This is a genomic window from Pedobacter planticolens (assembly GCF_014172375.1).
Classification (GTDB): Bacteria; Bacteroidota; Bacteroidia; order Sphingobacteriales; family Sphingobacteriaceae; genus Pedobacter; species Pedobacter planticolens.
In genome coordinates, this window is the sequence record NZ_WNXD01000001.1 from 447697 (window position 1) to 469317 (window position 21621).

Sequence of the window (21621 nt, forward strand, 5' to 3'; positions counted from 1 at the left end):
GACTGATGACTCAAGACTTATTCGTATCTTTGTGCGCTATGGCAAAATCGTTCGAAGAATTTAATTTAAATAGGCAAATATTAAACGCAGTTGCCGATGCGGGTTACACTGTTGCCACTCCGATACAGGAAAAAGCAATTGCGCCAGTTTTATCTGGTCAGGATATTTGTGGCATTGCCGAAACGGGAACTGGGAAAACTGCAGCCTACGTTTTGCCAATGTTAATGAAATTAAAGTATGCGCAGGGCGATGCCGCAAGAGCTTTAATTTTAGCGCCAACTCGCGAACTGGCCATGCAAATTGCGGAAGAAGTGAAGCGTTTTTCTACATATACAGATTTAAGATCAGTGGTGATTTTTGGTGGAATTGGTCCAAAAGCACAAAAAGAACAATTAAAAGCAGGTGTAGATATTATCATTGCCACACCAGGTCGCTTTTTAGATATTTACCTTTCGGGAGATATTAATACCAAATATTTACAGTTTTTAGTGTTAGATGAAGCTGATAAAATGATGGATATGGGATTTATTGGTTCCATTCACAGAATTTTAGAAGTGGTACCTCGTAAGCGTCAGAACTTGCTTTTTTCAGCTACTATGAGTGATTTGGTACAGAAAATTGCAGGAGATTTCTTGAAACATCCAACCATAATTGAAGCATCTGAACAGGCAACACCTGCAAGTACGGTTACACAGGTTTTATATGAGGTTCCAAACTTTAAAACAAAAATCAACTTATTACAGCATTTGCTGAAAGATGTTGAAGTTTTTAATAGATTAATTATTTTTTGTAAAACGAAAGCAGTGGCTGATAATATTTTCAGCTATGTGGTTCGTAAATTTGGCGAAGAATCAGTTAGGGTTATTCATGCAAATAAAGGACAAAATACACGTATCAATTCTATAAATAGCTTTAAGGAAGGAAATATTAGGGTTTTAGTAGCTACAGATGTGGCATCGAGAGGAATTGATGTAACGGATGTAAGTCATGTGATAAACTTTGATGTGCCGATTATTATTGAAGATTATGTGCATAGAATTGGACGTACAGGAAGAGCTTTTGCTACAGGCGATGCAATTACTTTTTGCACAGAAGCGGAGAAATATTACATCCGTAAAATTGAAAAGCTAACACGTCAGTTTATTCCAGTTGAGCCAATTCCTGAAGGAGTTTTTGTAGAAGAAACACCTTATGACGAAAAACAACAAATCGCAAAAGAAATAGATTTACAAAAACGTAAGGAAGATCCAGATTTTAAAGGGGCTTTCCACGAAAAGAAAAACGCTAAACAGATCGAAGATCGCGAAAGAGAAAAAGCTAGAAATAAAGCGCACAAAACAAAAGTATTTAAGAATAAAAAACGTTTTGATAAGAAGAAATCATAATGAAACTACGATTAACGCCTTTAAATATCGTAACTGCGCTAAGTTTTGCGTTGTTAGTTATTAGTATTTTTCAAGCAAAAACTGCTGGTCAACATTTTGACATGACAGCTTTTTATAAATTCCTTTTGGGTTGTTTAGTGGTAGTAAGTTTTGTGAGTGATTTGATTTTTAGATTTACTCTAAAAGATTTAAAACGAATTTGGATCATAGAATTAGTGTTCATCGTACTAACCGCCATCCTTATTTTAATATTACAAAAGTAAAACGTTGTGCGTTTAAATATGCTTTGTAAAATCAGCATATTTGCAACCGTAAAAAAAATTAACATGAAGAAAGCAGAGATAAAAATAACAGTAGAATTAGATGATAATAATTTGCCAGATCAAATTTTATATCAAAGTACAGATGGAGCGAATAAAGACCAAGTACCTGTAAAATCTATGATGTTATCTTTTTGGGATCATAATTATAAAAACTCAATGCGCATTGATTTATGGACAAAAGATATGCCTGTTGATGAAATGAAACGCTTTTTTTATGAAACTTTGCAAACTATGGGTGATAGTTTTTTAAAAGCAACTGGCGAAGAAAATATTGTAGAAGATTTACGTGATTATTGTGCGCACTTTGCGGATAAAATGGGTATTGATACTAGGAAATAATTCAGTTTTCAGTTGCCGGTTTTCAGTTTTAGATGCTAACTTAGAACGTACTACTCATAACTAATAACTCAAAAGATGTTAATTGTAAAAAAATTCAATGCTTATTTAGGCTTAATTTTAGCAGTAATTGCTGCAGGGATTTCTCCAATCATAAAAGTGCCATTAAAAGGAAACTGGAATCTATATCAAACTGATCAGCGTTTGTTTCTAATTACTTTTGCCATTCTTGCCTTAACCTCATTATGTTTGTTTGTAAGACAATTAAAAGCATTTAGATTACTAACTATTGTGCTGTTTATTTGGAGTTTATTAATGGCTACTGCGGTTTATTTTAAATCGAACAATTATTTTGGTTCTAAGTTTTTTGATAAGGTTTTAGCAAAAACTATTCATTACCAATGGGGATGGATTGTTTTATTAGTTGCGGTTTTATTATTGCTAACCAGTGTAAAAAGAGAAAGGTTAACCACCAACAGTTAACGTTTTGTGCGCTTTTTTGCGTTTATAATGTGTTTGTTTTAATGCTTTATCGCCAGTAATAATGCTGATGTTGCCATCTACTTCAAAAATGGCAAGTTTCACATCTTTGTAATGTTCAACTCCATGTTCTCGCATGGCTTCTTTTAACTCATCATCGCTAATTCCCAAATGGCTAAGTTTATTAAAATCTAGTTTACCATCGTGGATTAAAATTTCAGGATGTTGAGAAATAAACTCGCGTACACCTTTACTTTTGAACATCAATTTCTTTAGTCCATAATTTAAAATAAAAAGCACAGCAGCTGCAGCTAATCCACCAAGCAAACTGGTATTATTTCCCACCATCGCATTTTGTACCGCATTGCTGATTAATAAAATGAGTACCACATCAATAGTATTTAATTGAGAAAACTCTTTTTTGCCAGTTAATCGGATAGCTATTAGCATAAAAGTATACACAGCTAAACTTCGTAATGCGATATCTAAATATGGATTCATCTAATAAATTTACGATTTTAGATTGACGATTGATGATTGGGAGAATTGAAAAATAAATGTGCTAAACTTTCGGACTTCCCGACTATGAGCTTCCTGACTTTCTTAAAACTTCAACTCTGTTTGACCTATTTGTGCAACTTCCCGTTCATGTTGTAAGAGCCATTTCTTGCGCCACAAACCGCTAGCATAACCCACTAATTTGCCATCACTGCCAATTACTCTGTGACAAGGAACAACAATCGCTATATTATTTTTACCATTTGCAGAGGCGATTGCTCGAATCGCTAAAGGATGATGTGCAGAAAACTTAGCATATGAAATAGTTTCTGCATAAGGTATTTTAGATAGATTATGCCAAACCTCTTGCTGAAACTCAGTTCCTTTTTGACTAATTGGGAATGTGAATTCTTGTAATTTCCCACCAAAATAAGCTCGTAATTGTTCTGCTGCAGTTTTACTGATTTCGTTTTCTTCCAACCCCTCGGTTTCTCTTTCGCCAAACGTAATCACATTTACGGCAACATCGTCAGCTAGAATAGTTATATCTCCAACCGGACTTTTTACAACACTACAATATTTTTGATCCACAACACAATATTACAACAATACAACAATTTAACACTGCAACAATTTAGCAATAAAACTATCTTTGTCGCTATGCAAATCGCAAATCAGGTCAAACAACTCATCCATAAGGAAATGTTATTAGAATGGCGTTCTAAATATGCGCTCAATGGCATTTTGTTGTATGTAGTTTCAACTGTATTTGTTTGTTTTCTATCCTTTGTAAGTGTTCCAGAAAAATTAACATGGAATGCATTATTTTGGATTATTATGCTTTTTGCCTCTATAAATGCGGTAGCTAAAAGTTTTTTACAAGAAAGCAAAGGCAGGCATTTATACATTTATACTTTGGTAAGTCCGGTAGCATTAATTATAGCTAAAACTTTGTACAATAGTTTATTAATGATTGGCTTGACACTAATCGCTTTGCTATTTTATACCTTGGTTTTCTCTTTTCCAGCAGGTGCTGATATGGGAATGTATTTGGTAGCAACAGTTTTAGGAAGTTTAAGTTTTGCAACCATATTTACCATGGTTTCGGCAATCGCTTCGAAAGCAGGAAACGGCGGGATGTTGATGGCAATTTTAAGTTTTCCAATTATTATTCCAGTGTTAATTGTGTTAATCAAATTAGCTAAAAATGCCATTGATGGCTTAGATAGAAGTGTAAGTTTAGATGATATAGGCTTATTGGCAGTGATAAATGTATTGGTAATGGCTGTGTCTTTATTGTTATTTCCTTACCTTTGGCGGGATTAAAAACCAAATCAAAATAAAAAATGCAAAAATCTTGGTGGAAAATTTTAGGTGCTGTATTAGTGATTTATTCAACAATCGCTGGGTTATTATTAGGCGTTCCGCATTTAGATATTTTAAATGAAACCATCAGAAATTTGTATTTCCACGTACCCATGTGGTTTGCAATGATTGTACTATTTTCAATCTCTGTTTTTTATAGCATTAAATCCTTAATGTATACCAATGATGTTTACGACTTGAAAGCAGTTGAAGCTATAAATGCAGGTATTATTTTCGGGGTTTTAGGATTAATAACTGGCGCAGTTTGGGCAAAATATACATGGGGACAATTCTGGAGTTTCGATCCTAAACAAAACTTTGCTGCCATATCAATTTTATTATATTTTGCATATTTAGTATTGCGCAATGCGATAGACGAGGAGCAGAAAAGAGCTAAAATATCGGCCATTTATAATATTTTTGCTTTCCCAATGATGGTAGTTTTATTATTCGTGTTGCCACGTTTGCAATCTTCTTTGCATCCAGGAAATGGCGGTAATCCGGGTTTTAATAGTTATGATTTAGATAGCCGTATGCGTATGGTTTTCTATCCTGCTTGTTTAGGATGGATACTTATTGGCTACTGGATTTATACCATTCGTTTTAGAATTCGTTCTATAGAACATCAAACAAATTAATGCCATGAAGAAAATTATTTTTACTTTATTAATGTTAGTAACTACCCTAAATTTGTTCGCTCAGAACAATACTGTAGAAATGGCGGATGCCTTACGTAGCGATGGAAAAATATACGTTGTTGTTGCTGTAATCGTAATAATTTTGCTTGGTTTATTGATCTACCTCTTCTCTCTAGACAAAAGATTAAAAATGTTAGAAAAAAAATCTTCTAGCAAAAACTAATTTTAAACGTCCTAATCCTAACCTTTTACCTTTTTTGCTATGGTGTTTATGATACACTAAGCAAATTTGCACTTGCATTAGTGGGTTATTTTAATGCAATTTTGCACCGTACAAGAAGAAAATTCAAAATTTATAAAACACAAAAAATGGCTAATACAGCAAACGAAACAAGTTTTTTTACAGATGTTTGTAAGAACTTTGATAGTGCCGCACAATTTACCTCGCATCCAGAAGGTTTATTGGCTCAGATAAAAGCATGTAACAGTGTGTACCGTTTTCAATTTCCAATTCGTAGAGGAAATGGCTTTGAAGTAATTGATGCATGGCGTGTAGAACACTCGCATCACATGAGCCCAACTAAGGGCGGTATTCGTTATAGCGACATGGTTAATGAAGACGAAGTGATGGCCCTTGCAGCTTTAATGACTTACAAATGTGCTATTGTTAACGTTCCTTTTGGTGGCGCCAAAGGCGGAATTTGTATCAATCCAAAAAACTATTCTGTTGCAGAACTAGAAACAATTACTCGTCGTTATACAACAGAGTTGATTAAAAAGAATTTTATTGGTCCCGGCATTGATGTTCCTGCTCCTGATTATGGATCTGGCGAACGCGAAATGAGCTGGATTGCAGATACTTATATGACGATGAACCCTGGTTCTTTAGATGCATTGGGTTGTGTTACTGGTAAACCAATTGCTTTACACGGTATTCGTGGTAGAAAAGAAGCAACTGGTCGTGGTGTTGCATATGCAGTACGTGAGTGTGTTGCTCATGTAGATGATATGGCTAAAATTGGCTTAAAAGCTGGTTTAGGTGATAAAAAAGTAATTGTACAAGGTTTAGGTAATGTGGGTTATCACTCTGCTAAATTTTTGGCTGAGTTTGGTGCAACAATTGTTGGCGTTGCCGAATATGAAGGTGCAATTTACAATGCAAATGGTTTAAATATAGATGAGGTTTTTGCACACCGTAAAAACACAGGTTCTATTTTAGGTTTCCCTGGTGCAACAGACTTTAAAAATTCGATGGAAGGCTTAGAGCAACCATGTGATATTTTGGTTCCAGCAGCGTTAGAAAACCAGATCACAGCAACAAACATTCGTAACATCAAAGCAAAAATTATTGCTGAAGGTGCAAACGGACCATGTACTCCAGAAGCAGAAGAAATCTTCACTGAAATGGGTGGTATCATTATTCCTGATATGTATTGTAATGCAGGTGGGGTAACGGTTTCTTATTTCGAATGGTTAAAAAACCTTTCACACGTAGCTTTTGGTCGTATGGAAAGTCGTTATGCAGAAAACTCTAATGCGAATCTAATTAACACATTAGAGAACTTAACAGGTAAAAAAATCCCTGATGAGAACCGTTTAATGATTGTTAAAGGTGCATCTGAAATGGAATTGGTGAATTCTGGATTAGAAGATACTATGATACATTCTTACCGAGAAATTAGAGAAACTTTAGTGAACAAACCAGAGGTGAAAACGCTAAGAACAGCAGCGTTTGTAAACTCTATTGATAAAATCGCTATTTCTTACATGAACTTAGGTATTTGGCCATAATCCAATATATTCCACAAAAAAGCCTCGATTTTATCGGGGCTTTTTTGTGATGTTATTAAGTGATAATATGGAAAACAATAGTTAATTGAAGCAGAATAGCAATGATAAGGCAAGCCACCCAGCCGAAATACCATTGAAGCCCAATGCGAGTTTTGGCTACAGCTTGAAAATAAAGTACAAGCATGATTACCACACAGATGATTAAGGTTAAAACAAACTGCCACCAACTAGAAAGTGGTAAATACATGAGTAGATAATAGGAGAGGAGTGAAATTGAACCACTCAAACAAACCAAACTTATCCGTCTAATAAATTCGAATTTCTTTTTCTTTAATAAAAATAATGCTGCTATTATCTGAATGCCCCATTTTGCCCCAGCAATGCTTCCAGATAAAATCATTTGATTTGTATCGGTATACAACAAATCGTTTTGACTGATAAACAGAATGCTTATAAATAGAGATAATAGAAAATAAAGGATAGCAAGACTAATATCTTTTTGATCGTTTTGCATTGTGGAGCATTTATTTATCAAAATTAACTGGTGCACAGACCAATCCATATACCCACAGTTGGGTATTTTATAAAGGAAAATAACATTGATTTATTATTTAATCATGACAATTAGAAAAAACTATTTTCAGTTACTAAGCGTATATTGTATAAAACAATAAGCATGAAAAATCTAATCACACTTTTATTCGTAACCGTATTTTTCTCTTGTACTAATGCAGAAGAAAAAGTAAAGGCAGAAGTTCCAAAAGTTTCAAAAACTCAAAGAGTAGCAGTTTTTGCTGGCGGATGTTTTTGGGGACTGCAAGAAGGTTTTTCGGAATTAAAAGGGGTAATTAAAACAACAAGTGGTTATGCTGGCGGCACGACTAAAAATCCATCATACGAAGATGTAAATACAGAAACAACAGGTCATGCCGAAGCAGTTCAAATTATTTATGATCCATCAATAATTAGTTTCGCCCAATTATTAGATGTTTTCTTCGTAGTTCATGATGGCACTCAATTAAATAGACAAGGTCCAGATGTGGGCACAAGTTATCGCTCTATTGCTTTTTACAGCAATGCTGAAGAGAAAAAACAAATTGAAGCTGCAATTATAAAAAGTAACCGTTCACAATTGCATCCAGGTCAAATTGTAACCGAAGTTACTCCAATGGCAACTTTTTATCCAGCAGAAAAATACCATCAAAATTTCGTGAAACTAAATCCAAATCAGGGTTACGTAGTAAATGTATGTGGTCCTAAAATTCAGAAACTACGAAAAGCCTTTCCTAATTTGTTGAAAGATGAGTTTAAATAATTGGGTTCATTAGTTCAATAAATCATTGGTTCATTTGTTTATGCGATAAATACCAATGAGCAAATGACTAATGAACAGTTTTAAAATTAGAACTATCAATTAATTGTCACGTTGTGCATTACCAATAGCCTACTACGGTAGTTTTTTTATCTTTGTGGTCTGGATTTTTAATTTAAACCCCACATGAGAAAAAGTGCTATTATCGGTTTAATTACAATTGCCATTTGTATTGGCTTTCTCGTAAGTCTAAATGCAGATACCGATACCTACTCTAATTTTACTGAGGCAGCTTCTTCCAATAAAGAAGAACACGTAATGGGGCATTGGGAAAAAAGTAAAGGTACAGAGTACGATGCACTTAAAGATCCGAATCACTTTGGCTTTTACATGAAAGATGAAAAAGGTAAAGTGAAAAAAGTTGTGCTAAATGGTACAAAACCACAAGATTTCGAACGTTCTGAAAAATTGGTTCTAATTGGTAAAATGGAAAATGATACCTTTTATGCAACCAAAATATTAATGAAATGCCCTTCTAAATACAATGATAATTTGGTTGAAATAAACCAAGATGGTCAAGTAAAACAATACAAGAAATCTTAATGGATATACAATTTATAGGAGAAAACCTCCTTCCAGGTAAAATTGGACAGTTTTTTATTGTTCTAGCATTTGCTGCATCTCTACTCTCAACTATCGCTTATTTCTTTGCGGTAAAAAACAAAAATTTAGAAGATAAATCTTGGGTTAAACTAGGTCGAATTGGTTTTTTAATCAATTTTGCAAGTGTAATTGGTATTGGAGTAACCTTGTTTTTTCTTATTTTAAATCACTATTTCGAATATTATTACGTTTATCATCACTCTTCAAAAACACTTCCAGTATATTATATCGTTTCTGCTTTTTGGGAAGGACAAGAAGGAAGTTTTTGGCTTTGGGCTTTTTGGCAATCAGTTTTAGGGACAATCCTAATTTGGAAAGCAAAAACTTGGGAAAACGGTGTAATGACTGTGATTTCATTTTCTCAGGTGTTTTTAACATCAATGTTATTGGGTGTTCAAATTTTTGGGCAACGTATTGGTAGCTCGCCTTTCATCCTGCTAAGAGAAGCGGATGATTTAAAGTCATTTGCACCTGTAATTTTTGCAGACCCAGAAAATTTTAGAAATTATTTAAAGTTTATCACCGATGGTAAAGGCTTAAATCCATTATTACAAAACTATTGGATGGTAATTCACCCACCAACCTTGTTTTTAGGTTTTGCAAGTATGGTGGTTCCTTTCGCCTATGGCATAGCTGCTTTATGGACAAGACGGTACAAAGAATTTGTAAAACCTGTGTTGCCTTGGGTTTTATTTGCAGTAATGATCTTAGGTACTGGTATTATCATGGGTTCATTTTGGGCTTATGAAGCACTAAACTTTGGTGGTTTTTGGGCTTGGGACCCAGTAGAAAATGCATCAATAATTCCTTGGTTAACTTTAATTGGAGGTTTACATGTATTAATTGCGTACAAAAATACAGGTCATGCTTACTTCACGGCAATGGCTTTAGTATTAATTAGTTTCCTTTTAGTTTTATATGCATCCTTCCTAACTAGAAGCGGCATTTTAGGAGATACTTCAGTACATGCGTTTACAGATTTAGGCATGTTCGGTCATTTAATTCTTTACAATGTAATCTTTTTAATTATTGCAATTTATTTTATTGCCACAAGGTGGAGTGAATTGCCAATTACCCATAAGGATGAAGAAACATATTCTCGTGAATTTTGGATGTTTATTGGCGCTTTAGTGCTTACAGTATCGTGTATTCATATTATTTTCGCAACTTCCGTACCTGTATTTAACAAAGCATTTGGTACAAACTATGCACCAATTAAAGATGCAATTAGGTTTTACAATCAATGGCAAGCACCATTTGCAATATTAATTACCTTGATTTCAGGTTTCTCTCAATTTTTGAAATACAAAAGAACCGATCCACGCAAATTTTATAGCAGCTTAATCTCATCAATTGTTTTTGCACTGGTTTTAACTGGCGGATTTGCATGGTTAACAGGTGTTTATACTAATTTGATGTACATCTTCTTAACATTCAGCTGTATTTTTGCAGTTCTATCTAACGCCAGATTATTATCTGCAGCATTTGTTGGAAAGGGAAGTAAATTGGTAGGTTCTGCAGTGGCTCACATCGGCTTTGCCATATTATTATTAGGCGCTTTAGTGGCAGCAGCAACAAGTAATCCAATTTCTATAAACGAAACTAACTTTATTCCTGTTAAGGATTTCGAAAAAGCAGCTAAACCTGGAGAAAATATCATGCTGTATAAAAATGAGCCTAAGAAAATGGGCAAATATACAGTTACCTATATCAGCGATACCACCATTGCGCCAAACACGTATTACAAGCTTAACTTTAAAGTAATTGATGCACAAAGCGGCAAAATAAAAGAAGATTTTGAAGTAAATCCAAGTATCCAAGAAAACGGAAAAATGGGCTTAATTGCATCTCCTGATACAAAACATTATGTAACATCTGATATTTACACACATATTACTAGTGCTGCTGTAAAAGAAGATGAACATGGCGATCACGAAGGTCATTCTGAAGAAGAAAATTATAAAGCACCTAGAATTGTAAACTTAAGCGTTGGCGATACCATTCATGTGAGCAGCGGTGTGTTAACTGTACAACCTATCAACAATAAACCTGTAGTTAGAGATTTAAAAATTGATGCTGGTGATTTAGCGATTGGTTTACCTTTAGAAATTAATGTAAGTGGTAAAATTTACGAAACAGAACCTTTATTTTTAGTAAAAGGAAATAACACTTTCGATTTCGCTAGAAAAATTGATGAATTAGGATTGAGAATTAGATTTACCAAAATAATACCTGAACAAGGAAAGTTTGAAGTGCAGATATATGAAAAACCACAACAAGCAAAAGATTGGTTAGTATTCAAATCTATCGAATTCCCGTACATCAATTTATATTGGGTAGGTACAATTGTAATGGTAATCGGTTTCTTAATCTCTATTTTTAGAAGAAAGAAAGAACTGAAAGCAAATTAAAATGAAAGTTGTAATTATAGGCGCTGGAAACGTTGCTACACATTTAGCTAAAGCTTTGTATGCGACAAATGTGCAAATAGTACAGGTCTGGTCTTATCATTACAGCAATGCAAAATTATTAGCAGATCAAGTAAATGCTACTGCGATTGAAGATTTAACAGCGCTTGATAAAACTGCTGATATCTGCATAATTTCAGTTAAAGATGATGCAATTGCCGAAATAGCTGAACAATTAATCGATTTTAAAGGACTGATTGTACATACTTCTGGAAGCGTAAGTATGGATGTTTTTGCGAATAGTAGTTCAAATTATGGCGTTTTATATCCATTGCAAACCTTCTCGAAAGATAAAGAATTAAGCTTTGCAACAATTCCACTTTGTGTAGAAGCGAGTAATGAAACAGCTTTACAGTTAGTAAAACAACTGGCAAGTCAATTGAGCACTCACGTTGTGGAAATAAATAGTGAAAAACGTAAAATTTTGCATTTGGCAGCAGTTTTTGCATGTAATTTTACAAATCATTTTTACGCATTGGCGGAAGAAGTTTTAGCAGCAAACCAATTGGATTTTGATATTTTAAGACCACTAATTACCGAAACTGCTGCAAAAGTTCAACACACTTTGCCCTTAACAGTACAAACTGGTCCGGCAATTAGAAATGACGAACAAACATTAAAAAAACACGAAGAATTGTTGTTACAACAACCACAATTATTAGAAATATATAAAATAGTAAGTGAGAGCATTAAAAAAACCAGATAATTACACAATTGCGGTTTTAGCTCCTTACTTTTGCAACTAATTATGAGTATTTTTAAATTAAAGATAAATTTTGAAGAACAAGGCAAAACGCCAATAGAACTACCTATTGCAGCCGGCGAAGATGTTTTAGATATCTGCTTGGATAATGGGATAGAACTACAACATAACTGCGGTGGCGTTTGCGGATGTAGTACTTGCCATATTTATGTGAATAAAGGCATGGATAATATTCAAGAAATATCAGATAAAGAAGAAGATTTTATTGATAGAGCGGTAAGACCGAGAATTACTTCGCGTTTAGCTTGCCAATGTATAGTTTTAGATGGAGACATTGAAGTAACTATACCGGATCAATCAGAATTTTTAGGACACTAGACAGTTTTCAGTTAACAGTTTTCAGTTGCTTGTCATCCTGAGCTTGTCGAAGGACAATAAACAATTTAGCAATTCAACAATCAAACAATAACTAATGAACAACGATAAATTTGCATTACCAATTTACTGGAGAGACCACGAAGATATAGCTCAAGAATTGTATGAGAAATTTGGTGATGAATTTAATGAGGCTAAAATATACCGTATTAGATTTACCGAATTGTTAGATTGGGTACTTTCATTACCTAATTTTAAAGGCACTCGTGAAGAAAGTAACGAAGGACATTTAGAGCAAATTCAATCTGCTTGGGTTTACGAATGGAGAGATAATCAAGATTAGTTAACCTATAAAACAATGTTTCTAGAAAACCTAAAAAATATTACCACTTTTATTTTCGATGTAGACGGAGTTTTAACCGACGGAACTGTTGTTGCATCAGAATCTGGAGATCTTCTACGTACATTTAATATTAAGGATGGTTATGCCTTACAGTTAGCTTTAAAAAAAGGCTATAATATTTGCATTATATCTGGAAGTGGTGGTCCTGCAACAACAAAGCGTTTCGAAAACTTAGGATTACCAGATGTTTTTTTAAAAGTAGGAGACAAGGTTGCTGTTTTTGAAACATATCTAAAAGAAAAAAATATCTCGCCAGTACAAGTTTTATACATGGGCGATGATATGCCCGACTATTATGTAATGCAATTAGTAGGCGTGGCCACATGCCCGCTTGATGCTATAGATGAAATTAAACAAATTTCGCATTACATTTCTCCTAAAAAAGGAGGTGAAGCTGCCGTTAGAGATGTAATTGAAAAGGTATTAAAAGTTCAACAAAATTGGTTTGATCTTAATCCTTCTGCTGTCGATTCTAGCAAATAAAAACCTTATCACGTTGTTTTTTAAGTGTTTAAAATTGTTACAATTATTTACCGTAATCAATTAAACTTTCCTATACTTTTATGTTCTAACAAATACAAAAACATAAAAGAACCAGGGATTTCTATGCCTAGCTTAGAAATTTCAAAACACTTAAAAAACAAAAACAACATGAAAAAATTAGCATTATCATTAGTACTTGTAGCAGGATTAGCATTCGGTGCAAGTGCACAACAAGGTGGTCAACAACGTCGTATGATGTCTCCAGAAGACAGAGTAAAGCAATTAGATGAGAAAGTTAAATTAACTGACGATCAAAAAACTAAAGCTACTGAAGTTTATACTGCTGCAGCTGCTGAGCAAAAAAAGATGATGGAAGAGATGCAAGCTGCTGGTGGTACTCCAGATAGAGCTGCAATGCAAGAAAAAAGAACAAAAATGACTGCTGATCTTGATGCAAAAGTAAATGCTATTTTAACTGATGATCAGAAAAAAGCGTACAAAACTTGGCAAGAAGAAATGAAAGCCGCAAGAGAAAAAGCAATGAAAGAAAGACAAGGTGGCGGTGGTAAATAATTAAACCATCACATTTTATAAATAACAAAAGCGACTTATGGTCGCTTTTGTTATTTATAGGCTTTTGTCATTCAGAGCGAAGCGAAGAATCTATTGCGAATTCTAATAATAGATTCCTCCGAAGTCGGAATGACAAAGAAGATTATTATTTTAGCACAAATTTATACAACATGTACAAACAGCAGCAACCCATTATTTTAGCTTCAAAATCACCTCGTCGTCAAGAATTAATGAAATTGATCGGATTAGAATTTACTATCGAATTGAAAGAAGTGGATGAAAGTTATCCTGATGGGTTAAGCCCTGCAGAAATTGCTGTTTATATTTCCGAGCAAAAAGCAAAAGCATTTGGTAACGCCGAAAATAAGATTGTAATCACTGCTGATACTATCGTGGCCTTAGATGGTGAAATTTTAGGGAAACCAAACGATAAACCTCATGCACAAGAAATGTTGCGCAAATTATCTGGGCGCACACACGAAGTGTATACAGGTGTAACTTTAATTAAGGATGATAAATTGGTATCATTTTATGACTTAACAGAAGTACACTGCAAAGAAGTGAGTGATGAAGAAATTGATTTCTATATTGATAACTACAAACCTTACGATAAAGCAGGAGCTTACGGCGTACAAGATTGGTGGGGTTTAGTTGTAGTGAAACGTATCGAAGGTTCTTACACCAACGTAATGGGTTTACCGACAGAGAAATTATATCAAGCATTGAGCGATTTAAAATAGCTTGTTTTTTAAGCTCAATGCTACCCCCCGCTGGCGGGGGTTGGGGATGGACTAAACCTTCAAACTCTGCAAAACACCCATTTTCAAATCATAAGTAGAGAGTTTTATCTTCTTAATATCAAACTCATCTAATATATAATTAGTTAAAATACTCGCCATTACAATCATGTCTACACGAAGTGGAATTAAACCTTTCATGTTTGCACGTTCATCATGAGTAGCCTTAATTAAAGTGCTCGCTAATTCGGTATACGCAGGTAAAGAAATATTTGCCGTACTTATTTTAGCAATATCAATCTTTGGCGAAAGCATTCCAGCAAAGGTTTCAAATGCACCTGCAGAACCAATTAAAGTTTTCGGTTTATAAGCCGAACAAATTACTTTAAGCGCTTTTAATTCCTCATCTAAATGATCCGTTATTGATTTCTGATCAGACGTATTAATAGGGTCTGATTTGAAAAATCGTTGCATCAGCCTTGCTGCACCAATGTTATAACTCTTTTTCCAAACAAGCGTTTCTTCGTCACACAGAATAAATTCAGTACTGCCGCCACCAATATCCATAATTAAAGATTTACCTTTAATCGCCCCGCTCCATTTTACACCTTCGTAAATATATTGCGCTTCCTCATCGCCATCAATAATATCAATTTCAATATTAGCGTGTTTTTTTGCAGCCTCAACAAAATCTAATCCATTTTTCGCACTACGAACACCAGAAGTTGCTGTTGCTTTAATAATATCAACCTCATGTTTATCCAGTTCTGCTCTAAATTCTTGCAAACATGTTATACCACGTTTAAATGCTGCAGGAATTATTAAATTATTTGCAGTAATGTCTTCGCCTAATTTTACAGGCTGATTGGTTTTATAAATTACATGAAGTTCATTCGCATGCTGCTCTGCAATTATTAAATGAAAAGTATTAGTCCCTAAATCTATTACAGCTGTTTTCATGTATTAATTTAACGGATATTTCTGGATAGTATTACCACCTAAGAAACCTTAGTTCACCTTAGCAAATTAGCCTTAGCTTTTCTTAGATGTCTTAGGTGGTGAAAAAATTAATTCTTATACGTAAACCACTTAAACATCTCTTTAAACGTAGTTTTCTTACCATACATTAAAATACCAACCCTATAAATTCTGCTTGCAACCCAAACTGTACCAATAAAACCAACCACTAAAATCACCATAGATAAAGCAAGCTCCCAATTAGGTACACCATAAGGTAAACGCACCACCATTGCAATAGGAGAGGTAAATGGAATCATCGACAGCCAAAAAGCAATATTCCCATAAGGGTCATTTGTAACCACACTTAACGATAAAGCGTAACCCAATAACAATGGCATCATTACTGGCATCATAAACTGTTGGGTTTCCGTTTCACTATCAACCGCAGAACCAATGGCAGCATATAAAGCACTGTAAAACAAATATCCACCAATAAAGAAAAAGATAAACACCGAAACAATTTTACCAAAATCCAAACCAGCTAAGCTTTTTTGTATATCTAATAAAGGACCCTGCGCTGGCGAAACTACCTGCGTACCAGTAGTAACCTGACTTCCACTTTGTGTAGAAGCAGCTATCTTTTTAACATCAACTTTATCTGCCAAAATAGTTACTGCAACAGTACTAATGGTAAGCGTTAACACAATCCATAAAATAAACTGAGTTAAACCTACTAAAGCAATACCAATAATTTTGCCCATCATTAATTGAAAAGGTTTTACAGAAGAAATCATTACTTCAATAATTCTGCTTGTTTTCTCTTCAATTACGCCACGCATTACCTGTATCCCATACAACATAATAAACATAAACATCAATATGCCTGCAATAAACGCAATAACTGTACTTGCTCCAGCACTGCTCGATTCTTCTTTTCCAGTATCAGCAATCTTTTTAGTTTCAATATCAACCGATGTTTTCAACTGATCTAAATCAGCTTGTGCAATACCAGATTCTTTCAGTTTTTGGTTGCGAATCAACTCCTCAATATCGCCCGATATTCTGTTGTTTAAAGATAAACCAGCCTGTTTTGCGCCAAACAATTCAACACCCTTTGGCGCTTTTAAATCAAACTCAGGCAAATACAAAACATAATCATAGTCCGAAGTTTTCAGCGATTTCTTCATCTCCTCCAACCCCTTACTCACGTAATCGTATTCAATGTTTTTGTCCGATGCCAATTTATCAGTTAAAGTTTTGTTAGTGCTTACTACTGCAATTTTATCGTGTGTGTCTTTAATACCTTTATAGGTGAAATAACCAATTAAACCATAAATACCAGCAATTAAAAGCGGAGTTAAAAAAGTCATGATAATGAACGATTTTTTCTTCACTCTCGATAAATATTCTCTACGTATAATGAGTAAAATCTTATTCATAATCTTGTCTTTTAACTTTGTCAATAAAAATATCGTTCATGGTTGGTATCACCTCATCTAAGCGTGTAATGGCAACGTAAGGGAGCAGGGCCGATAAAACTTCGTTGGCGGTTCTGTCTTTTTGTAGCTGAATTTTAATTAAAGTTTTGCCTTTTACGTTTTCGGTTTGCAATACTTCAAAAATACCTTTGGCAGTTTCTACATTATAATCACCTTCATATTCAATCCAGTAAGTATTGTTGCGGTAAGTAGCCTTAATTTCATCTACACTACCATCTAAAATCTTTTTAGATCTATCAATTAAAGCAATGTGGTCGCAAAGTTCTTCTACACTTTCCATTCTATGCGTAGAGAATATAAAAGTAGCCCCTTGTTTGTTCAATTCTAAAATTTCGTTCTTAATAATATCAGCGTTAACAGGGTCGAAACCAGAGAAAGGTTCATCTAAAATAATTAACTCGGGTTGATGCAAAATGGTAGCCACAAACTGTACCTTTTGCTGCATTCCCTTACTTAAATCCTCTACTTTTTTGCTCCACCAGCCAGCCATCTCTAGCTTCTCGAACCAAAATTTAATACGTTTAGTAGCTTCGGCAGTGCTTAAACCTTTCAATTTGGATAGGTATAAAACCTGTTCGCCAATCTCCATTTTCTTGTACAAACCACGTTCTTCGGGTAAGTAACCAATCTGCGAAATATGGTTGGCATTTAACCGCTCACCATTAAATAGCACTTCGCCACTATCTGGTGCAGTAATTTGAGTAATAATTCTAATTAAAGAAGTTTTGCCAGCACCATTCGGACCCAAAAGCCCAAATATTTTACCTCTTTCTACTTCCAAGCTAACTTGGTCTAAGGCACGGTGCGCTGCATATTGTTTTACAATATTTTTTACGCTTAGCATTTTACGATGTTTGTTTTAGTTAGTAAATATAAGATGCTGGGAGGTTAAAAATGTTACGGTTGTTTTTAAAAGAGTTTGGCCTCACCCCCAACCCCTCTCCGAAGGAGAGGGGCGTTTATGACGGAAATTAATAGCGGATAACTGGCGGGTGCTAGGTTTCTTTTAGCGGGTGCTAGGTTTCTTTTAGCAGGTGCTAGGTTTCTTTTAGCAGGTGCTAGGTTTCTTTTAGCAGGTGCTAGGTTTCTTTCGGCAGGTGCTAGGTTTCTTTTGGCAGGTGCTAGGTTTCTTTTGGCAGGTGCTAGGTTTCTTTTAGCAGGTGCTAGGTTTCTTTTGGCAGGTGCTAGGTTTCTTTCGGCAGGTGCTAGGTTTCTTTTAGCAGGTGCTAGGTTTCTACTGGCTGGTGCTAGGTTTCTTTTAGCAGTTGTTAGTTTATTACACTGGCTTAAGTTCTTTAAACCTGATTGTAGTGGAAATACTTTTTGTGTTGCGAATATCTGTTGTTGAATGCAGTGCTAAAGATTTCTCGGCTACGATTAAAACGATGGAAGACGTTGATACAAAAAGATTGTAACGGAAAGCGGGGCTATTGGGAGCGATGAAATGCTAGTTTTGTTTTTCTAGAAAATAGCTTTTCTATTAAGTGAGGGTTACAAGTTCGATTTAGTTTAGGGGTGAGGCCAAAAAAAAATCCCGACTATTTGGTCGGGACTTTTTTTATTCGAAATATTCTTTCATTTTATCGAAGAAACTCTTGTCGTTTTTACCGGGTTGCGGTTTAAAGTTTGGAGATTCTCTTAAGCTTTCTAAAATGGCTCTTTCTTCATTGCTCAACGCTTTAGGCGTCCAAATATTTACATGAATAATTTCATCACCTCTGTGGTAAGAATTTATTTCTGGAATACCTTTTCCTTTTAAGCGTAATAGTTTTCCGCTTTGTGTGCCAGGCTCAATTTTAATTTTTGCCTTTCCATCAATAGTTGGCACTTCTGCGCTATAACCCAAAGCAGCATCAACAATACTTACATGTAAATCATATACAATATTATTGCCTTCGCGTTTCAAGGTATCATGAGGTAACTCTTCAATTAAGATAATTAAATCGCCAGGTACGCCACCATTTGGGGCTGCATTACCTTTGCCAGCCATGCTTAATTGCATGCCTTCGCTTACACCTGCAGGAATATTTATAGTAATTGTTTCTTCGCCGCGGGTAGTTCCTTCACCATGGCAAACATTACATTTTGCTGTAATTTGTTGTCCGCTACCGTGACAAGTAGGGCAGGTTGCTGTGGTTTGCATTTGGCCCAAAATAGTATTGGTTACTCTGCGAACTGCGCCGCTACCACCGCAAGTTTTACAGGTACTTACTGATGATTTATCTTTAGCACCTGTGCCATCGCAAGTTTTACAGGTGATTTGTTTGTTAACTTTTATTTTTTTCTCGGCACCGTGAGCAATTTCTTCGAGCGTTAATTTTACTTTGATGCGTAAATTACTGCCTTTAGCTACTCTACGACCACCGCCACCACGAGATTGTTGACCGCCAAAGAAACTATCGAACGGACTGCCGCCACCGCCACCAAAGATATCGCCAAATTGGCTAAAGATATCTTCCATGTTCATGCCGCCACCGCCATAACCACCACCGCCGCCTGCGCTACCAACGCCTGCATGGCCATATTGGTCGTAACGTTGTTTTTTTTCTGGGCTACTTAAAACCTCGTATGCTTCTGCTCCTTCTTTAAATTTATCTTCGGCAGCTTTGTCATCAGGGTTTTTATCTGGGTGATATTTAATAGCCAACTTGCGGTAAGCTTTTTTAATTTCCTCCGCCGATGCGTTTTTGGCTACGCCAAGTATGTCGTAAAAATCTCTTTTGCTCATTTTTATAAATGTTGAAATGTTTGAAAGTTGGAATATTTTAATGTTCAGAGTCCACTATCAACCATTCGAAACTTTGTTTGTGTAAAGGATAGATTGTTGGTTTAAAAATTTTGAACTTTTCAACCTTGCAACATTCCAACCTTCATTTTTTTTTATGCTCCTACTACCACTTTTGCAAAGCGAATTACTTTGTCGTTTAGGGTATATCCTTTTTCTAATTCATCAACTACTTTACCTTTCAAATCATCAGATGGTGCAGGTATTTTGGTAATTGCTTCGTGTATATCGGTATCGAAAGCGGTATTAATGCTTTCCATTTCTTTTAATCCTTTTTGACTTAAAATGCTTTTCAATTTAGTTTGCACTAGCATGATACCATCACGAATGGCGCCTACTTCTGTAGTGTTTTCAGTCGCTTTAAGTGCACGTTCAAAATCATCTAAAACAGGTAATAAAGAAACGACTACATCTTTACCAGCTGTTTGCAATAACTCTACGCGTTCTTTTTGTGTACGACGTTTATAGTTATCAAATTCTGCAAATAAACGTAAGTATTTGTCGTTCAAAGCAGCGTTTTCTTGCTGTAATTTCTCTTCTACAGAAAGTTCTACTACAGGTTCTGCGGTTGCATTTTCTGTATCGTTAGTTTCTTCGCTTTGTGCGTTTTCTATTTCTTGCTCTACCTGATTATTGTTGATAACCGGTTCTTCTTCCTTTTTCTTCTTATTAAACATGTTTTATACTCGTGTTTTTTGTGTTGAAACTCAAAAGTTTTGCCAATAACGAAAATCAGCCATGCTGTCAGTTTTAATTAGAGATTACTGAACAGAATGGCTGATTGACTGACAATGGGATTTACGATCTTAGATTTACGATTTTAGATTGGCAGGATGTATAAACCCTATTCGTTTCTAAATATTGCTCATGATTTTAGATTTACAATTTTAGATGGCACATCATGACATCGTAATTCGTCAATTTAAAATCGTAAATCGATTAGGCAATTTGGGCATCTTCATGCACAACACCACCTTCACATTTAATAATACGTGAAGGGAAAGTGCGGATGATATGATAATCGTGAGTTGCCATTAAAACAGCGGTTCCGCTTTGACTAATTTGTTTTAATAACAATACAATTTCTTCGGATGTATCTGGATCTAAGTTACCGGTTGGTTCATCGGCCAAAATAATTTCTGGGTTATTTAACAACGCTCTAGCAATTACAACACGTTGTTGCTCGCCGCCAGAAATTTCGTGAGGCATTTTTTTAATTTTAGAACGTAAACCTACTTTCTCCAACACATCTTTAATGCGTTCGTTAATTAGGTTTTTATCGTCCCAACCTGTTGCTTTTAGTACAAACTCTAAATTTTGTTCAACAGTTCTATCGCTTAATAACTGAAAATCTTGAAACACAATTCCTAGTTTTCTGCGTAAATAAGGTACTTCTTTATCGGCTAGGTTTTTTAAATCGAAGCCCGCAACTGCACCAGCACCATTGCCGATGTGTAAATCGCCGTAAATTATTTTCAATAAACTACTTTTTCCAGAACCAGTTTGACCAATTAAAAAAACAAATTCGCCTTTGGCTATGTCTAAATTTACGTTTGATAAAACCAAGTGTTTTTGTTGAAAAACATCTACATTTTGTAAGTTGATAACTATGTTTTCTGCCATGCTTAAATATCTAATTTAGTAACCTGTCCAAAAGGTAAATTATTAATTATGTTCATAATGTAAGGTAGTTTATCTCCAAAGCCTAATTTCTCTAATGATTTATCAGGGCGATCTACTCTAAAATAAGCTAAGAGTGTAAACTTCTCATCTCTTAGTTGTACGTAATCGGGTATTTTGGCAATGCCTTTTACTTTTATGATATACATTTGCCCAAAAATAAC

Annotated in this window: 27 protein-coding genes; 17 read left to right on the forward strand and 10 right to left on the reverse strand. The window is 35.0% G+C overall.

Annotation, left to right across the window (positions count from 1 at the left end; translation table 11 throughout):
- Nucleotides 1-38 precede the first annotated feature (38 nt).
- From GM921_RS01910 to GM921_RS01925, 4 genes are all read left to right on the forward strand, one after another.
- A complete protein-coding gene (locus GM921_RS01910; protein ID WP_182920923.1) occupies nt 39-1385 on the forward strand; it encodes a DEAD/DEAH box helicase in 1347 nt (448 codons plus the stop codon).
- Nucleotides 1385-1648: a hypothetical protein gene (locus GM921_RS01915; RefSeq protein ID WP_182920924.1), complete on the forward strand. Its 264-nt coding sequence runs from the start codon at nt 1385-1387 to the stop codon at nt 1646-1648. Before GM921_RS01910 ends, GM921_RS01915 begins: the two co-directional genes overlap by 1 nt.
- A gap of 63 nt (nt 1649-1711) precedes the next feature.
- Nucleotides 1712-2047 carry a gliding motility protein GldC gene (gldC, locus tag GM921_RS01920; protein ID WP_182920925.1) on the forward strand — a complete coding sequence of 112 codons (336 nt, stop codon included), beginning with the start codon at nt 1712-1714 and terminating at the stop codon, nt 2045-2047.
- 75 nt (nt 2048-2122) lie between these two features.
- A complete protein-coding gene (locus GM921_RS01925; protein WP_182920926.1) occupies nt 2123-2527 on the forward strand; it encodes a hypothetical protein in 405 nt (134 codons plus the stop codon).
- Here GM921_RS01925 and GM921_RS01930 read toward each other — a convergent pair.
- Both GM921_RS01930 and GM921_RS01935 read right to left on the reverse strand, forming a co-directional pair.
- Nucleotides 2510-3025 (reverse strand): DUF421 domain-containing protein, encoded by a 516-nt coding sequence (locus GM921_RS01930; RefSeq protein WP_182920927.1) that lies wholly within the window; start codon nt 3023-3025, stop codon nt 2510-2512. The genes GM921_RS01925 and GM921_RS01930 overlap by 18 nt on opposite strands.
- A 102-nt stretch (nt 3026-3127) precedes the next feature.
- Entirely contained in the window at nt 3128-3613 is a 486-nt protein-coding gene (locus GM921_RS01935) for a methylated-DNA--[protein]-cysteine S-methyltransferase (RefSeq protein ID WP_182920928.1), read from the reverse strand.
- 69 nt (nt 3614-3682) lie between these two features.
- Between GM921_RS01935 and GM921_RS01940 the strand changes: the two genes are divergently transcribed.
- The 4 genes from GM921_RS01940 to GM921_RS01955 all read left to right on the forward strand — a co-directional run bounded on the left by GM921_RS01940 (nt 3683) and on the right by GM921_RS01955 (nt 6816).
- Nucleotides 3683-4348, forward strand: coding sequence for a heme exporter protein CcmB (locus tag GM921_RS01940; protein WP_182920929.1), 666 nt, complete (start codon nt 3683-3685; stop codon nt 4346-4348).
- A gap of 20 nt (nt 4349-4368) precedes the next feature.
- Nucleotides 4369-5025, forward strand: coding sequence for a cytochrome c biogenesis protein CcsA (gene ccsA, locus GM921_RS01945; protein WP_182920930.1), 657 nt, complete (start codon nt 4369-4371; stop codon nt 5023-5025).
- Nucleotides 5026-5029: 4 nt separating this feature from the next.
- On the forward strand, nt 5030-5248 hold the full coding sequence (locus GM921_RS01950; RefSeq protein ID WP_182920931.1) for a CcmD family protein: 219 nt from the start codon (nt 5030-5032) through the stop codon (nt 5246-5248).
- A gap of 146 nt (nt 5249-5394) precedes the next feature.
- The gene (locus tag GM921_RS01955) at nt 5395-6816 is read left to right on the forward strand and encodes a Glu/Leu/Phe/Val family dehydrogenase (RefSeq protein WP_182920932.1); all 1422 of its coding nucleotides are present in this window, start codon (nt 5395-5397) and stop codon (nt 6814-6816) included.
- Nucleotides 6817-6871: 55 nt separating this feature from the next.
- On the opposite strand, the gene GM921_RS01960 is transcribed toward GM921_RS01955, so the two are convergent.
- Nucleotides 6872-7330 (reverse strand): hypothetical protein, encoded by a 459-nt coding sequence (locus tag GM921_RS01960; protein ID WP_182920933.1) that lies wholly within the window; start codon nt 7328-7330, stop codon nt 6872-6874.
- A gap of 162 nt (nt 7331-7492) precedes the next feature.
- Here GM921_RS01960 and msrA point away from each other — a divergent pair, with 162 nt between their 5' ends.
- The 9 genes from msrA to GM921_RS02005 all read left to right on the forward strand — a co-directional run bounded on the left by msrA (nt 7493) and on the right by GM921_RS02005 (nt 14536).
- Nucleotides 7493-8131: a peptide-methionine (S)-S-oxide reductase MsrA gene (msrA, locus tag GM921_RS01965; RefSeq protein ID WP_182920934.1), complete on the forward strand. Its 639-nt coding sequence runs from the start codon at nt 7493-7495 to the stop codon at nt 8129-8131.
- A 183-nt stretch (nt 8132-8314) separates the two neighbouring features.
- A complete protein-coding gene (locus GM921_RS01970) occupies nt 8315-8731 on the forward strand; it encodes a cytochrome c maturation protein CcmE domain-containing protein (RefSeq protein ID WP_182920935.1) in 417 nt (138 codons plus the stop codon).
- Nucleotides 8731-11202 (forward strand): heme lyase CcmF/NrfE family subunit, encoded by a 2472-nt coding sequence (locus GM921_RS01975; protein WP_182920936.1) that lies wholly within the window; start codon nt 8731-8733, stop codon nt 11200-11202. The genes GM921_RS01970 and GM921_RS01975 overlap by 1 nt, the downstream gene beginning before the upstream one ends.
- Before the next feature lies 1 nt (nt 11203).
- Nucleotides 11204-11965: a Rossmann-like and DUF2520 domain-containing protein gene (locus tag GM921_RS01980; RefSeq protein WP_182920937.1), complete on the forward strand. Its 762-nt coding sequence runs from the start codon at nt 11204-11206 to the stop codon at nt 11963-11965.
- A 42-nt stretch (nt 11966-12007) separates the two neighbouring features.
- A complete protein-coding gene (locus tag GM921_RS01985; protein ID WP_182920938.1) occupies nt 12008-12340 on the forward strand; it encodes a 2Fe-2S iron-sulfur cluster-binding protein in 333 nt (110 codons plus the stop codon).
- Nucleotides 12341-12434: 94 nt separating this feature from the next.
- Nucleotides 12435-12680, forward strand: coding sequence for a Fe-S cluster assembly protein IscX (gene iscX / locus GM921_RS01990; protein ID WP_182920939.1), 246 nt, complete (start codon nt 12435-12437; stop codon nt 12678-12680).
- A 15-nt stretch (nt 12681-12695) separates the two neighbouring features.
- Nucleotides 12696-13223, forward strand: coding sequence for a KdsC family phosphatase (locus tag GM921_RS01995; RefSeq protein ID WP_182920940.1), 528 nt, complete (start codon nt 12696-12698; stop codon nt 13221-13223).
- Between the two features lie 168 nt (nt 13224-13391).
- Nucleotides 13392-13796: a Spy/CpxP family protein refolding chaperone gene (locus GM921_RS02000; protein WP_182920941.1), complete on the forward strand. Its 405-nt coding sequence runs from the start codon at nt 13392-13394 to the stop codon at nt 13794-13796.
- Between the two features lie 170 nt (nt 13797-13966).
- The gene (locus tag GM921_RS02005) at nt 13967-14536 is read left to right on the forward strand and encodes a Maf family protein (RefSeq protein WP_182920942.1); all 570 of its coding nucleotides are present in this window, start codon (nt 13967-13969) and stop codon (nt 14534-14536) included.
- Between the two features lie 51 nt (nt 14537-14587).
- On the opposite strand, the gene GM921_RS02010 is transcribed toward GM921_RS02005, so the two are convergent.
- From GM921_RS02010 to GM921_RS02040, 7 genes are all read right to left on the reverse strand, one after another.
- A complete protein-coding gene (locus tag GM921_RS02010; protein ID WP_182920943.1) occupies nt 14588-15493 on the reverse strand; it encodes a Ppx/GppA phosphatase family protein in 906 nt (301 codons plus the stop codon).
- A 107-nt stretch (nt 15494-15600) separates the two neighbouring features.
- Nucleotides 15601-16932, reverse strand: coding sequence for an ABC transporter permease (locus tag GM921_RS02015; RefSeq protein ID WP_182920944.1), 1332 nt, complete (start codon nt 16930-16932; stop codon nt 15601-15603).
- Complete coding sequence (locus GM921_RS02020) at nt 16925-17836, reverse strand: ABC transporter ATP-binding protein (RefSeq protein ID WP_182920945.1); 912 nt, start codon at nt 17834-17836, stop codon at nt 16925-16927. The genes GM921_RS02015 and GM921_RS02020 overlap by 8 nt, the downstream gene beginning before the upstream one ends.
- Before the next feature lie 714 nt (nt 17837-18550).
- Nucleotides 18551-19720, reverse strand: a complete 1170-nt coding sequence (gene dnaJ / locus GM921_RS02025) for a molecular chaperone DnaJ (protein ID WP_182920946.1) — start codon at nt 19718-19720, stop codon at nt 18551-18553.
- Between the two features lie 152 nt (nt 19721-19872).
- Nucleotides 19873-20454 (reverse strand): nucleotide exchange factor GrpE, encoded by a 582-nt coding sequence (locus tag GM921_RS02030; RefSeq protein ID WP_182920947.1) that lies wholly within the window; start codon nt 20452-20454, stop codon nt 19873-19875.
- 262 nt (nt 20455-20716) lie between these two features.
- Nucleotides 20717-21400: a cell division ATP-binding protein FtsE gene (locus GM921_RS02035; protein WP_182920948.1), complete on the reverse strand. Its 684-nt coding sequence runs from the start codon at nt 21398-21400 to the stop codon at nt 20717-20719.
- A gap of 2 nt (nt 21401-21402) precedes the next feature.
- Nucleotides 21403-21606 (reverse strand): fructose-6-phosphate aldolase, encoded by a 204-nt coding sequence (locus tag GM921_RS02040; protein ID WP_182920949.1) that lies wholly within the window; start codon nt 21604-21606, stop codon nt 21403-21405.
- Nucleotides 21607-21621 lie beyond the last annotated feature (15 nt).